Origin of the sequence: Pseudomonas sp. HD6422, from assembly GCF_025377065.1 — a bacterium.
Classification (GTDB): domain Bacteria; phylum Pseudomonadota; class Gammaproteobacteria; order Pseudomonadales; family Pseudomonadaceae; genus Aquipseudomonas; species Aquipseudomonas putida_U.
Map to the genome: position 1 here is coordinate 13,901 of NZ_JAHWIW010000026.1, position 13,900 is coordinate 27,800.

Below are 13,900 nucleotides of genomic sequence, written 5' to 3' on the forward strand. Positions count from 1 at the left end.
AGCAGAGGTTGAGGTCAGCCGAGGCCGTATTTTTTCACTTTGTCGAACAGAGTGGTCTTGGCCATGCCCAGCTCCTGGCTGGCCTGGCTGAGGTTGCCACCGGTGCGTTGCAATGCATCGCTCAGCAGGTTGCGCTCGAACGCCTCCACCGCCTCGGCGAATCCCAAGCCCTGGTTGGCACTGCCGCTGGGCCCTTTCTTGAATGCCGGCAGGCCAAGGGCATAGCGCTCGGCGACGTTGCGCAGTTCGCGCACGTTGCCCGGCCAGTCATGGGTCATCAACCGCGACAGGGTCTGGCTGTCGAGCGTCGGTACCTCCCGGTCGAAGCGCAATGCCGATTGCTGCAGGAAGTGCTCGAACAATTGCAGGATGTCTTCCCGGCGCTCGCGCAGCGGTGGCAGCTCCAGGGTCACCACGTTCAGGCGGTAGTAGAGATCGCTGCGGAACTGGCCGCTCTGGCCCAGGGCATCGAGGTCGGCCTTGGTGGCGGCGATCACCCGGCAATCCACCGGGATGCTTTGGTTCGAACCCAGGCGCTCCAGGGTACGTTCCTGCAGCACACGCAATAGCTTGATCTGCAGATTGATCGGCATGCTCTCGACCTCGTCGAGGAACAGCGTGCCGCCGTTGGCGTGTTCGATCTTGCCGATGCGGCGCTTGCCGGCACCGGTGAAGGCGTTGGCCTCGTGGCCGAAAATTTCGCTTTCGAACAGGTTTTCCGGCAGCCCACCGCAGTTCAAGGCGACGAAGGGTTTGCCCTGGCGTCGACTGGTGTCGTGCAGGCAGCGTGCGACCAGCTCCTTGCCAGTACCGGTCTCCCCTTCGATCAGCACGTTGGCCGAGGTGTCGGCGACGTTGGCGATCAGTTCGCGCAGCTGCTGCATGGCCGGCGAGCGACCGATGATCCGGCCCTCCAGGCTGCCCTGTTCGGCCAGTTGCCGGCGCAGGGCCGACACTTCGCGCGACAGCCCGCGTTGCTCCAGGGCGCGGCGTACCACGTCGACCAGGCGCTCGGGGGAGAACGGTTTCTCCATGAAATCGTAGGCGCCATTGCGCATGGCACCGACCGCCATGTCGATATCGCCATGACCGGTGATCAACACCACAGGCAGGCTACGATCGCGAGCCTTGAGGCGATTGAGCAGCTCCAGGCCGTCGATGCCGGGCAGGCGAATATCGCTGACGACGATGCCGGCGAAGTCATCGTCGATGCGCTCCAGGGCCTGCTCGGCGCTGCCGACGCCTTCACAGGCGATGTCTTCCAGGGCCAGAGCCTGTTGGCAGCCGAGCAACACATGCGGGTCGTCTTCGACGATCAGGACGGTGAGAGGCGTTGGCTTCATGGGTGCTCCGCAGGTTCCTGAAGGGGGTTGGTCAGGGGCAGGACGAGGATGAATGCCGTGCCGCCGCTGGCGGGGTGCTCGACGTTCAGGCTGCCCTTGGCGGCGGCGGCCAGGCTCGCCGAGAGAGTCAGGCCCAGGCCGAGGCCGTGCTCGCCGGGCTTGGTAGTGAAGAACGGCTCGAACAGGTGCTTGCGCGCCTCGTTGTCGATCCCGTGGCCGTTATCACGCACGCGCAGACGGTACTTGTCACCCTGCAGCTCGCCTTCAAGCCAGAGTTGCGGCTGCGGCTGGTGGGTCATGGCGTCGAGGGCATTGCCGATGAGATTGACCAGGATTTGTTCCAGGCGGGTCTGGTCGATGGCCAGGCCCACGTCATCGAACTGACTGTGCGTGCGCAACTGACAGGCGCTGATACGGTTACCCAGCACCTGCAGGCTGGCCTCCACGGCTTTGGCCAAGGACGCCTGGCCGCTGTCGTCGGCGCGTCGGGCGAACGAGCGCAGGCTTGCGGTGATCCGACCCATGCGGTCGATCAGGTCGTTCATGGTGCGCAGGTTGGTGCTGGCGGTGTCCAGCGCGCCGCGCTCGAGAAACCGCACGGTATTGCCCGACAACGTGCGCAGTGCGGCCAGCGGCTGATTCAGTTCGTGGGCGATACTGGTCGACATCTGGCCGATGGCCGCCAGTTTACCGGCTTGTACCAGTTCGTCCTGGGCATGACGCAGGGTCTGCTCGGCATGGCGGCGCTCGCGGATCTGGCCCTTGAGTCGTTCATTGCTGGCGCGCAGGTCGGCGGTGCGCTCGGTGATGCGCCGCTCCAGCTGGCTGTTGGCTTCTTCCAGCGCTTCGCGAGCAGCCAGTCGGGTGGCGATCACCTTACGCCGCTCGTTCCAGGCAATGCCGAGGATGGCCAGCAAGGCGAAGGCTACGCCGACCAGTATGCCCTGCACCATGGATTCACGGCGTAGGTCCTGCAGGGGGGTGAGCAGCGTGAAGTGCCAGGGGGTGTCCACCAAGCGCCGGGTCTGGGCCAGGTACGCCACTTCGTGGGGCTTGCCCTGTGCGATTTCGCTGTTGGCCGGGAAGGTGAGTTTTTCCACGCCGTCGGCGAGGATTTCGCGATCCAGCGGCTGCAGCTCGTTGAGCGGCCACCAGTAGTATTGCAGGCTGCGGGCGAGGCGCTCTTTGATCTGCGGGGTCAGCGGGCGCACCGACTTCAGGCGCCGGGCCGGATCGCTGGAGAGAATGATGATGCCGTTCTCGTCGCTGACGAAGGCTTCCAGACGGGCGCGCTGCCAGCGTTCCTCGAGAGTATCGAGGCGCACCTTGATCACCGCCACGCCAATGATCTTGCCATGCTCTTCCAGGCCGTGGGCCAGGTAGTAGCCGGCCTCCCCAGTGGTGCTACCGATGCCGTAGAAGCGCCCGGGTTCGCCGCGCACGGCAGTCTGGAAATAGGCACGGAACGACAGGTCTTCGCCGAGAAACGAGTCGGCATCGCGCCAGTTGCTGGTGGCCTGGACGCGGCCATTGGTATCGAGGACGAAGATCGCCCGGCTGCGGCTGCGCCGATTCAGGCCTTCGAGGTATTCGTTGACGGTCTGACGGTTACCGCCGTCGGGATTGGTGAGCAGTTGCGAGACGCTGTCTTCGAGTTCCAGCAGGCTCGGCAGGTAGGTGTACTTGCTGATTTCGCTCTCGACCGTGCGCGCGTGCAGCTCGAGCTGGCGCTCGCCGTTTTCGCTCAGGGTGCGGATGCCGTTGTTCTCGCTGATCAGGTAGCCGGCAAAACCCAGGCCGACCATCAGCAGGATGATCAACGGTGGCAGCAGCAATTGGCGGATCAGGCGGGATTTCACGACAGGCTTGGCAGGGAGAAGAAGCGAGGGGTCGCATTTCATCACAGTGGCCTTGTCACGACCAGCGTCCGCTGCCCGAAGGCGCTCGGGCAGCGGAAACGGGAGCCGACTTAGTGTTGCAGGATCTTGCTGAGGAAGTGCTGAGTGCGTTGGTCGCGGGCGCTCTGGTCACCGAAGAACTCTTCCTTGGTGCAGTCCTCGATGATGCTGCCTTTGTCCATGAAGATGACCCGGTTGGCGACCTTGCGGGCAAAGCCCATCTCGTGGGTCACGCACATCATGGTCATGCCCTCCTGAGCCAGTTGCACCATCACATCCAGGACCTCGCTGACCATCTCCGGGTCCAGTGCCGAGGTCGGTTCGTCGAACAGCATGACGATCGGGTCCATCGCCAGTGCACGGGCAATCGCCACGCGCTGCTGCTGGCCACCGGAGAGCTGGCCAGGGTGCTTCTTGGCGTGGGCACTGAGGCCGACGCGCTCGAGCAGGGCCAGGCCTTTCTTGCTGGCCTCCGCCTCGCTGCGACCGAGCACCTTGCGCTGGGCGATGGTCAGGTTCTCGGTGATGGTCAGGTGCGGGAACAGCTCGAAGTGCTGGAACACCATGCCCACCCGTGAGCGCAGTTTCGGCAGGTTGGTCTTGGGATCGGCAATGGAGGTGCCATCGACCACGATGTCGCCCTTCTGGAACGGCTCCAGCGCGTTGACGCACTTGATCAGGGTCGATTTACCCGAGCCCGATGGGCCGCAGACCACCACCACCTCACCCTTCTTGACCTCGGTGCTGCAGTCGGTCAGTACCTGGAAGTCGCCGTACCACTTGTTGACGTTCTTGATGGAAATCATACGGTGATCCTTTTTTGCAGGCGCTTGACCAGCCAGGAAGCGGAGAAGCTGATGAGGAAGTAGACGACGCCGGCGAAAATCAGGAACTCGTGTGAGCGCCCGATGATGTCGCCGTTGGAGCGTGCCGAATTGAGGAAGTCCACCAGGCCCACGGTGTACACCAGCGAGGTGTCCTGGAACAGGATGATGCTCTGCTGCAGCAGCAATGGGGTCATCTTGCGGAAGGCCTGGGGCAGGATGATCAGGCGCATGGTCTGCGCGTAATTCATGCCCAATGCCTGCGCCGCGCCCATCTGTCCTTTGGAGATCGACTGCACGCCGGCACGGACGATTTCGCAGAAGTAGGCGGCCTCGAACATCATGAAGGCGACCACGCAGGAGGTGAACGCACCGACCGGGGTATCCTCGCCGGTGATCCAACGCAGCACGAACGGCACCGCCAGGTAGAACCAGGTGATCACCAGCAGCAGCGGGATCGAACGGAAGTAGTTGACGTAGGCGCCGGCCAGATTCGACAGCAGCTTGCTCGAGGACAGCCGCATCAACGCCAGTATGGTGCCCAGCACGATACCGCCGATCACGCCCATGACCATCAACTTGAGGGTCATGATCATGCCGTCCCAGAGGGCGGGCAGGGCGGGGATGATTTCGCTGAAATCCATGTCCATTTACTTGCCTCCCACGGAAATCAGACCGGGCACGGCGACTTTCTTCTCGACCAGACGCATGAGCAACATCAGGCCCATATTCAGGGTGAAGTAGATCAGCGTGGCGAGGGTGAACGCCTCGAACAGGTTGGCGGAGAATTCGGCGGTCTGCTTGGTCTGCGCCAGCAGCTCCATCAGGCCGATCAGCGAGGCCACCGAGGAGTTCTTGAAGACGTTGAGAAACTCGGAGGTGAGCGGCGGAATGATGATCCGGTAGGCCTGTGGCAGCAGCACGTTGTTGTAGATCTGCGGGAGGCTGAAGCCCATTGCCCGGGCGGCGGCTTCCTGGCCTCTGGGCAGCGCCTGGATACCGGTACGTACCTGCTCGCAGACCCGCGCGGCGGTGAACAGCCCCAGGCAAATGACCACGCTGATCAGTGCCGAGGTCGTCGGGTTGAGGTCTTGCTTGAACCACACCTGCAGGCCCTCGGGCAGCAGGTCCGGCACCAGGAAGTACCAGATGAACAGTTGCACCAGCAGCGGTACGTTGCGGAACAGTTCCACATACGCGGTGGCGATACCCGATACCAAGCGGTTGGGTACGGTACGCATGACGCCGAGGACCGACCCCAGCAGCAGCGCGATGATCCAGGCGGTGATGGCGATGGCGATGGTCCAGCCCAGACCGGTGATGTACCAGTCCAGATAGGTTTCGCTGCCCACGCCGGTGGACTTGAAGAACACGCCCCAGTCCCAGTTGTAATTCATCGGGATTTCCCCTCAGACGGTTGTTTCACGGGCACCTTCGAACATCCGGGGGCGCGAACGCCCTCGGATGAAAGGTTAGACACTAATGGGTGGCCTGCAGGATTGATTGGCGCCCGTGGGCGCCGGGCCACAATCAGAGGGTCAGGACTTCTTCTCGTCCGCCGCCTTGTCGGTCGGCTCGGCGATCAGCTTCTTCAACTCGTCGCTCATCTTGAAGTTGAGGTTCAGGCCTTTCGGAGGAATCGGTTGCTGGAACCACTTGTCGTAGCTCTTGTTGACCTCGCCCGACTTGAAGTAAGCCACGATGGCATCGTCTACGGCTTTCTTGAACGGAGCATCGCCCTTGCGCATCATGCAGCCGTAGATTTCGTAGGACTGAGGGGTCCCGGTGATGACCCAGTCCGACGGCTTGCGGGCTTTGGCCATTTCGCCGGCCAGCAGGGCGTCGTCCATCATGAAGGCGACAGCGCGGCCGCTCTCGAGCATGTTGAAGGCTTCGCCGTGGTCCTTGGCGGAAATCACGTTCATCTTCATCTGCTTGTCGGCGTTCATCGACTTGAGAATGCGCTCGGAAGTGGTGCCCGCGGTGGTGACCACGTTCTTGCCAGCCAGGTCCTGGAAGTCCTTGTAAGCGGGTTGACCATCCTTGACCTTGGTCAGCAGGCGGGTACCGACCTCGAAGATGCCGACCGAGAAGTCAACCTGCTGCTGGCGCTCGACGTTGTTGGTGGTGGAGCCGCACTCAAGGTCGACGGTGCCGTTCTGCACCAGCGGAATACGGGTCTGGGAGGTGACGAGGTTGTAGCGCACCTTGATGTCGGTGCCCAGTTGCTTCTTCAGGGCATCGACGACAGCCAGTTGGATGTCGTGGGAGTAGCCCACCGGTTCCGGCTTGCCAGCCAGGTAGGAAAACGGAATGGAGGAGTCGCGGTGGCCCAGGGTAATGGTGCCGGATTCCTTGATCTTCTTCAGGGTGCCGGTCAGCTCATCGGCCATGGCCGGCGAAGCGATGACCGCAGCCGCGATAGCGGCACCCAGCAATTGACGAACGATACGCATCAAATTTTCCTCGACGTGTTTGTTTTTCTTATGGAGCCGTTGGCGGGGCTCTTCGTTCAACGAATACAGCATGAAGCGATGTGCATTCGGTTGAAGAGTGTAGAGCATGAGTCGTGCCAAGCTACCGATATCGATCATAGCGCCCGAGAACCCTAGGTATCAGAGTTTTCATACAGATTAAATCGGACGTAAATCCGAACGATGCGCACTTGGGCGTCCGGAAATCCGAATGAATGGTCTCCGTGACATATCCTGTTACCTCAATGGTCGCTGCATTGCTCGTCTAATGGTGTGCTTTCTTGTCAAGGAGGCCCCATGGTCGCTGCGAGCTTCGCCCCAGATACAATCGACGCCCTTATCACAACGCGCCTGCCAGCATGGCTTCGTACGGCGAGCGTTGACAGGTTCAACGGCTTGCGCAGGGCGCTACTGCGCCAGCAGCAAGCCTCCTATCTGCTCCAGGGCATACTTGGCCAGATCCCTGACTTGGATACCTTTGCCGAGCCATTGCTCACGCAGGCGCTGGGCAAGGTGGGCCTGACGGAGGTCCAGCCACGCCAGGCGCAGGTATGGATCGAGCAAACCCTCGTGTTGCCAACAGCGGCCCCCCATTTACCGCCCCCCAGGGTGCCGCATTGTTCCAGGCAGTCCCTGCTGACGGCAGCGTTGCACAATTACCACAGCGACGAGACGCGTAATGGCTTGCAGCGGCGCGGCTACTTGCGAGCTGCGCAGAAGGGGCCGGACCTGCCCTTGTCCTTCGAGCGGTTCGCCAGTCTGTGTCGATCGTTGGATATCGGTAAGCGCTACCAGACAGTGTTGAAACATCATCTCAAGCCCATGGATGGCCCAGGGGAGCCTGTCGGGCAAGCCGCAGGCAGGGTGCGTGCGCGCATAGCGTCGAGCGTGCAGGCGCATTTCGAGGTCGCCATACGCCAGGCTGCCCTCCAGGGGGAGCTGGATGAATCGGTATTTCTGCAACTGTTGCCGTTGGTATCGTCCAAGCCCGTCGTACCGCCTGCTGCCGGGACGCGGACGGCTCGGCAGTTGTACCTGTTGGGCAAGTGCGTACGCGGCATCGTCACCGTCGAGTTACGGCAAAAGCCCGATGGACCGGTTACCGGTATCGTGGTCTGGATCCCTGGCGACCCGCGCGCTAGCGTGGGCCACTACGGTTCCTGGCAAGCCTTGTCCGATGAGTTGGGCATGCGGTTGGCGGTTGTCGAGTACAGGCAATTCTTCGGCCGATTCATCAGCGAACGCGATCGCCCGCAGTTCTTCGGCGTCCTTAAGCAGCGCTTGGAGTCGGGTTCGACGGCCGCGAAGGTTGAGCTCGATGGTCGCAATCTGCCCATTGAGACGGGACTGTTCGATCACTTGGCCAACCAGTTCGTGGAAAAGTTGCTCGATGATGCCCGGGTACTGGCCGTGCCAACCGACGATGAAGATGAGCCGGCGCGCCGCCGGCGGCTCGATGCCTACGTCGAACTGTCGCTGGATGTGGTCAGTCTGGCGGCGCTGTTCGTGCCAGTGTTGGGCGAGGTGCTGCTGGCGGTCGGCGCCGTGCAGATTGCGGGGGAGGTCTACGAAGGGTATCAGGATTGGCAAATCGGCGATCGGCAAGGCGCGCTGGATCACCTGTTCAATGTAGCGGGCAATGTCGTGGCAGGGCTGGCCATAGGCGCTGGCAGTTCCGTGGCCATGGGCGCGTTGGCCCGGGTTCCCTTTGTCGACGATCTGGTACCGATTCGCAACGCTTCGGGGCAGGTCAAGTTGTGCGCGAAGGACTTGCCTGGATATCGCCTGGGTGAAGCGGATCTGGTGTCCCTGGCGCCCGCTTCGGACCCCTCGTATTGGCAGTTGCATCAAGGTGACGCCATCTTCAAGGCTGAGACGGATCCCGCGACCGGAGCGAGCCGGCTACGCCATCCGCAACGCAGCGGCGCATACGCCCCGGCGCTGGAGGAAAATGCTGCCGGCGGCTGGCGGCACGCCTTGGAGCAGCCACAGGAATGGCAAGGCGCCCGCAAGCTAATGCGTCGCTTGGGGCTGGCGCTATCCGAACTGGACGATACGACTGCCGAATACCTGATGCTGACGACCGGGTTCGACGAGGCCCGTTTGCGCCGTCTGCACCTGGAAAATGCCAATGTCCCGGCCAGGCTGCTCGATGCCTTGGAGTGGTATCGACTGCATGAGCAGTTCACGACGTTGCCTCGCAATGGCTTGGAGATGCAGATCAGCGCGCGTCAGGCACAGCCAGGTTCACTGGAGGCCCTGTTGTTGCGCGATTTTTCAGGTCTATCGGTACGCACAGCGCGCGAGCTCGTCAGCCAGGCCAGTGGCGACGAAATGGATGCCATGGTGGCTCGCCGACGCGTGCCGTTGACGCTAGCGGAGCGAGCGCGCTGGGTGGCCCGTGACAGCCGCTTGGACCGCGCCTTGGCCGGGGTGCGGTTGCCTCGTCTGATGAACGCCGACGGTGAGCGCCTGGTCCTGGGATTGTTGCCCGAGACAGGATCGTGGCCCAGTGAGGTCGGTATCGAACTGCGTGACGGGGCGGCCGGCGGGGCGTTGCTGGGTAGGCTGGGCGCGGAGGCTGCGCAAAGCCTTCGGCACATCATCCGGGGGGCTGAAGGTTACCAGTTGGCGGGTAGTTCGACGTCGCCTTCAGGTTTGCTGCAGGTTGTGGTGCAATGCCGGCCTGAGGTCGATGTTGCGCTCACATCGGAGCAATTGGCCTCGCGCCTGTTGGCGCTCGCCGCAGCCGATCGCGAACGAGCTGCTCAGTTAGTTGGCATCGCGCCGATAGGCGGTGGCTTCCGTCCTCCCAGGCGTCTGGGCGATGGCCGACTGGGTTATACGCTGAGCGGGCGCGGTGAAAGCAGTCGCCAGGCCATCCGGCGCGGCATTCACCAGATTTTCCCTCTGATGAGCAATGGGGAGCTGGATGCTTACCTGATGGCATTGCTCGAGCGTCGGGAGGATCTCTGGGCGCACTATGCACGCTTGCAGGAGCAGTTGACGGGTATCCGCACCAGCCTTCGCGCATGGCAACGCACTGCGAGCAACCCGCTGGACGCCATCCGCAGGCGTCGAGTCGCCAACCAGCTGCGCAGAAGTTGGCGCCGCAAGCTTGTCAATGAGGGCGGAGAGTACGTACTGGTGATCGAGGGCGAGCGGGTGGGGCAGATGCCAAGCTTGCCGGACGGCGTTGACTATTCCCATGTCAGGCGTCTGGTGCTGCGCGGTATGAATCTCGCTGATCTCGACGAATCGTTCCTGGGGCGTTTCACCCGGTTGTACGAATTGGATCTGCGGGACAATCACCTGACCGCTATCCCTCCGGGCATCGAACTCATGAGCCAACTGCGTCAACTTCATTTATCGAGCAACCGCATCGTCATGGACGTGTCGGGTGAGCGTCGGCTTTCGGCCTTGCGCCACTTGCAGGTGCTGGATCTGAGTCATAACCCGCTCGGGCGTGCGCCCATTCTCCCGCGACTGCGTAATCTACGTGACGTGCGGCTGCGCAGCGTCGGATTGCAGGTCTCGCCTTCGCGCAGTTACTGGCGAGCCTATATCGACGCCCGTGATAACCGCATTCGAGAGTTGCGGCAGGGACTGCGCCAGCTGGGGGACAGGTTGGGGCGAATGGCTCTGCACGATAACCCACTCGATCAAGCCAGCGCTGCTTTGGTCGAGGGCCAAGGGGGCGTCCATCCGGGTGCACGGCGTAGCCCCGCTTATCAACATGAAGCGGTGACGGAGACTGTGCGCGACCGTTGGCTGGGAAGTGTCCACGTGAGTTTACGGGCCGAGCGGGAGCGGCGCTGGGAAGCCTTGCGGGCCGAGCCGGGTTCTGATGGGTTGTTTCGCTTTCTGGCCGATTTCTCTCGTAGCGAGGACTTCGATGCCCATCCGGGCCACTATCGAAACAGGGTGTGGCGCATTCTGGAATTCTGCGAGCTTCATGAGCACGTTCGCACCCGTCTGTTCCACGAGGCATCCGGCCCGCGCACCTGCGAAGATCGCTTGCTGTATACCCTTGGCCAGCTTGAGCTTGGGGTGTTGGTCGAGCGAGCGACAGGTGAAGGAGGGCGAGCGATAGCGGAGTCTCGGCTGGTGCGTCTGGCGAGGTCGTTGTTCCGCTTGGATGAGGTCGATCGGCTTGCTGCCCGGCATTTGCAGCGTATGCGTACACAGGCTTCGCGCCTGGTGGACGATATCGAGGTGCGAATGTTCTATCGAGCCAAATTGCGGCGGCCACTCGGGTTGCCGATTGAGCCTGTATCAATGCATTACGAGGCATTCGCCCACGTCGACATGGCAGATGTGCTCGCTGCACAGGAGCAGGTCATCGCTGCAGAAACCGCCGAAGCGCTGATCGACTCGCTTGCCCAGCGTCCTTTTTGGGAAACCCATGTGCGTGAGTACCACGCCGCACGGTTCGAGCAGGCGACCGAGCGCTTTCAGAGCCAGCTCGAGGCGAATGAATCCGAGCGGGAACGGGGGGCGCTTGGTGAGTGGGAATTTCTCCAGCGCAGCAATGCACTGATGCACGAGTATGAGGAGGCCGAACGTGCACTGATACGCACTTTGGCCCGTGAGGCTTACGAACGGCTCGAGCCTTGATTGCGTAAATGGTTTGGGCAGGCCGACATGGCCTGCCCAATTGACTACAGCCGGTCAGGCTGCTTGGGTCTGCCTGCTCTGTGCGTGCATTCGCTGCAAATACTCGCGTAACGCCTGTTGTTCCGCGGCACTGGTGAAGAGGCCCAATTTCGTCCGGCGCCAGAGGATGTCGTCGACATCCGTCACCCATTCTTCGCGGCACAGGTAATCCACTTCCCGGGAGAACAGGCCTCCACCAAAGGCCTGGCCCAAGTCATCCGGTCCATGAACGCTGTCGAGCAATTGCCAGACGCGGCTGCCGTAGGTCACCGCCCAACGCTTGGCGATCTCTACCGGCAACCAGGCATGTTTGCCCTGCAGCTGCTCGACCAGCGCTTGCGCGGTGGTCATGTGTTCGCCACCGGGCAGCGGCGCGTCGGCAGTCCAGCTACCGCCCATGGTGCTGAAGAATGGCTTGAGTTCGGCCATGGCCGATTCCGCCAGCTTGCGGTAGGTAGTCAGCTTGCCGCCGAATACCGACAACAGCGGCGCCTCGCCGGTGCTGGCCGAGAGGGCCAGGGTGTAGTCGCGGGTTACCGCCGAAGGGTTGTCCGACTCGTCATTGCACAGAGGGCGCACGCCGGAGTAGGTGTGCAGGATGTCCGCACGGCTCAACGGTTGATTGAAGTGCTGGTTGACCACCTTCAGCAGGTAATCGGTTTCCTCCTCGGTAATTGCCACCTTGGCCGGGTCGCCGCTGTACTCGCGGTCTGTGGTGCCGATCAGGGTAAAGCGCTCGAGGTAGGGAATGCAGAAGACGATCCGTTGATCTTCATTCTGCAAAATGTAGGCATGCTCGCCTTCGTACAGACGCGGCACGATGAGATGGCTGCCCTGGATGAGGCGAATGCCATAAGGCGCATCGAGTTTGAGGTCGTCTTTGATGAAGGTCGCGACCCAGGGGCCGGCGGCGTTGACCAGCGCCCGCGCGCGGATGCTGCGCTGGGAGCCATCGGCCAATTGCAGTTCGACCTGCCACAGGCCGTCGACGCGTTCAGCATGCAGGCAGCGTGTGCGGGTATGGATGTGCGCGCCGTGTTCACGGGCAGCCATGGCGTTGAGTACCACCAGGCGGGCATCGTCGACCGCGCAATCGGCATATTCGAAACCACGGGTGATCTGCGGCTTGAGCGGGTAGCCCGGGCCGAAACGCAGGCTACGTGAGGCGCCCAGGCGCTTGCGCTTACCCAGGTGGTCGTACAGGAACAGGCCTGCGCGAATCATCCAGGCCGGGCGCAGATGCGGGCGGTGCGGGAGTACGAAGCGCATCGGCTTGACGATATGCGGAGCCTTGGCCAGGAGTACCTCGCGCTCGGCGAGTGCTTCACGCACCAGGCGGAATTCGTAATGTTCCAGATAACGTAGACCGCCATGGATCAGCTTGCTGCTGGCCGATGAGGTGTGCTGGGCAAGGTCGTCTTTTTCGCAAAGGAACACCTTCAGCCCACGCCCGGCGGCGTCGGCAGCGATGCCCACGCCATTGATGCCTCCGCCGATCACGGCGAGGTCGTAGCAGTCGGCAAGGGGCGGCTGGGACGAAACGGGCTGGGACACGGGCAAGGCCTCCTGAGGCTGTTCACATCGAATATGAACATTGATGTTCGTTTTCGAAAATACTAGCGCAACAAGGCACTGCTCGCCAGTCAGTCTTTATAGAAAATACTGATCGGACTACAGCAAAATGAACAAAAGCGAACATGGGGTGAGTGGGTTTCACAGCTGCCAAGCTGCGCACAGCGAGCACCGCCGGCGCGGCGCTCGACCGAAGGAAGCCAGGAGTATCGCGGTCTGCGCGGCCGGCGCTCAGACCACCTCGAGCCGCACCTTGTAGCGGTTCAGCAGCTCGCCCAGTGCCACTGTCGGCGCCTGGTCGGTCACCAAACAATCGACCAGGTTGATCGAACCCAGGCGAACCATGGCGTTGCGCCCGAACTTGCTGGAGTCTGCGGCCAGGATCACCTGCCGTGCATTGGCGATGATCGCCTGGGAAACCCGCACTTCCTGGTAGTCGAAGTCGAGCAGGCTACCATCTTCGTCGATACCGCTGATGCCCACCAGGGCGAAGTCGACCTTGAACTGGCTGATGAAGTCGACACTGGCCTGGCCCACCACGCCGCCATCACGACGCACCGTGCCGCCGGCCACCAGGACTTCGAAATCGTCCTTGGCAGCGAGGATCGCCGCAACGTGCAGGTTGTTGGTGATCACTTTGAGGTGGCTGTGGTTGAGCAGTGCCCGGGCGATGGATTCGGTGGTGGTGCCGATATTGATGAACAGGGAAGCATGGTCCGGGATCTGCCGTGCCACCGCTTCGGCGATACGCTGCTTCTCATCGCGCATCTGGTCGGCACGCATGGCATAGGCGGTATTCTCGATACTCGAATCGTAGGCAGCACCGCCATGATACCGGCGCAGCAGGTTGAGTTCTGCGAGCTGGTTGATATCGCGGCGGATGGTTTGCGGGGTGACGACGAACAGCTGCGCCATTTCTTCGATGCTGACGTAACCGCGTTCGCGCACCAGCTCGAGTATTTGTTGTTGGCGAGGAGGCAGATTCATGGGCGGTCCTTTTGGGCTGCCGGACAAATTCTGCAATGATGCCGTAGGAAATGGATGACGGCCAGTGACGATCGGGGTACGAAACGTCCGGATACCGGTCAGCCGTTTCCCCTTCGGAGCCGCAGCTGGGGTGAAAACGCTGCGGC

At 62.1% G+C, this 13,900-nt stretch carries 9 protein-coding genes; 1 reads left to right on the forward strand and 8 read right to left on the reverse strand.

Annotation, left to right across the window (positions count from 1 at the left end):
- Window positions 1–14: 14 nt before the first annotated feature.
- From KY379_RS18765 to KY379_RS18790, 6 genes are all read right to left on the reverse strand, one after another.
- Window positions 15–1,343 (reverse strand): sigma-54-dependent transcriptional regulator, encoded by a 1,329-nt coding sequence (locus KY379_RS18765; RefSeq protein ID WP_261241157.1) that lies wholly within the window; start codon window positions 1,341–1,343, stop codon window positions 15–17.
- Window positions 1,340–3,244: an ATP-binding protein gene (locus KY379_RS18770; RefSeq protein ID WP_133331851.1), complete on the reverse strand. Its 1,905-nt coding sequence runs from the start codon at window positions 3,242–3,244 to the stop codon at window positions 1,340–1,342. The genes KY379_RS18765 and KY379_RS18770 overlap by 4 nt, the downstream gene beginning before the upstream one ends.
- Before the next feature lie 68 nt (window positions 3,245–3,312).
- On the reverse strand, window positions 3,313–4,047 hold the full coding sequence (locus KY379_RS18775) for an amino acid ABC transporter ATP-binding protein (RefSeq protein WP_133331850.1): 735 nt from the start codon (window positions 4,045–4,047) through the stop codon (window positions 3,313–3,315).
- On the reverse strand, window positions 4,044–4,715 hold the full coding sequence (locus KY379_RS18780; protein WP_261241156.1) for an amino acid ABC transporter permease: 672 nt from the start codon (window positions 4,713–4,715) through the stop codon (window positions 4,044–4,046). The genes KY379_RS18775 and KY379_RS18780 overlap by 4 nt, the downstream gene beginning before the upstream one ends.
- Window positions 4,716–5,462, reverse strand: coding sequence for an amino acid ABC transporter permease (locus tag KY379_RS18785; RefSeq protein WP_133331848.1), 747 nt, complete (start codon window positions 5,460–5,462; stop codon window positions 4,716–4,718).
- Between the two features lie 141 nt (window positions 5,463–5,603).
- Window positions 5,604–6,521: a glutamate/aspartate ABC transporter substrate-binding protein gene (locus KY379_RS18790; RefSeq protein WP_133331847.1), complete on the reverse strand. Its 918-nt coding sequence runs from the start codon at window positions 6,519–6,521 to the stop codon at window positions 5,604–5,606.
- 414 nt (window positions 6,522–6,935) lie between these two features.
- Between KY379_RS18790 and KY379_RS18795 the strand changes: the two genes are divergently transcribed.
- Window positions 6,936–11,156 carry an NEL-type E3 ubiquitin ligase domain-containing protein gene (locus KY379_RS18795; RefSeq protein ID WP_261241155.1) on the forward strand — a complete coding sequence of 1,407 codons (4,221 nt, stop codon included), beginning with the start codon at window positions 6,936–6,938 and terminating at the stop codon, window positions 11,154–11,156.
- A gap of 54 nt (window positions 11,157–11,210) precedes the next feature.
- Here the strand turns inward: KY379_RS18795 and glpD are convergent, their stop codons facing one another.
- Entirely contained in the window at window positions 11,211–12,749 is a 1,539-nt protein-coding gene (gene glpD / locus KY379_RS18800) for a glycerol-3-phosphate dehydrogenase (RefSeq protein ID WP_261241154.1), read from the reverse strand.
- 249 nt (window positions 12,750–12,998) lie between these two features.
- Window positions 12,999–13,754: a DNA-binding transcriptional repressor GlpR gene (glpR, locus tag KY379_RS18805; protein ID WP_133331844.1), complete on the reverse strand. Its 756-nt coding sequence runs from the start codon at window positions 13,752–13,754 to the stop codon at window positions 12,999–13,001.
- Between the last annotated feature and the right edge of the window lie 146 nt (window positions 13,755–13,900).

Coding starts and splice junctions, on each gene's coding strand:
- KY379_RS18780 (WP_261241156.1), bottom strand. CDS start 4,715: ATGGACATGGATTTCAGCGAAATCATCCCCGCCCTGCCCGCCCTCTGG.
- KY379_RS18765 (WP_261241157.1), bottom strand. CDS start 1,343: ATGAAGCCAACGCCTCTCACCGTCCTGATCGTCGAAGACGACCCGCAT.
- KY379_RS18785 (WP_133331848.1), bottom strand. CDS start 5,462: ATGAATTACAACTGGGACTGGGGCGTGTTCTTCAAGTCCACCGGCGTG.
- KY379_RS18775 (WP_133331850.1), bottom strand. CDS start 4,047: ATGATTTCCATCAAGAACGTCAACAAGTGGTACGGCGACTTCCAGGTA.
- KY379_RS18770 (WP_133331851.1), bottom strand. CDS start 3,244: ATGAAATGCGACCCCTCGCTTCTTCTCCCTGCCAAGCCTGTCGTGAAA.
- glpR (WP_133331844.1), bottom strand. CDS start 13,754: ATGAATCTGCCTCCTCGCCAACAACAAATACTCGAGCTGGTGCGCGAA.
- KY379_RS18790 (WP_133331847.1), bottom strand. CDS start 6,521: ATGCGTATCGTTCGTCAATTGCTGGGTGCCGCTATCGCGGCTGCGGTC.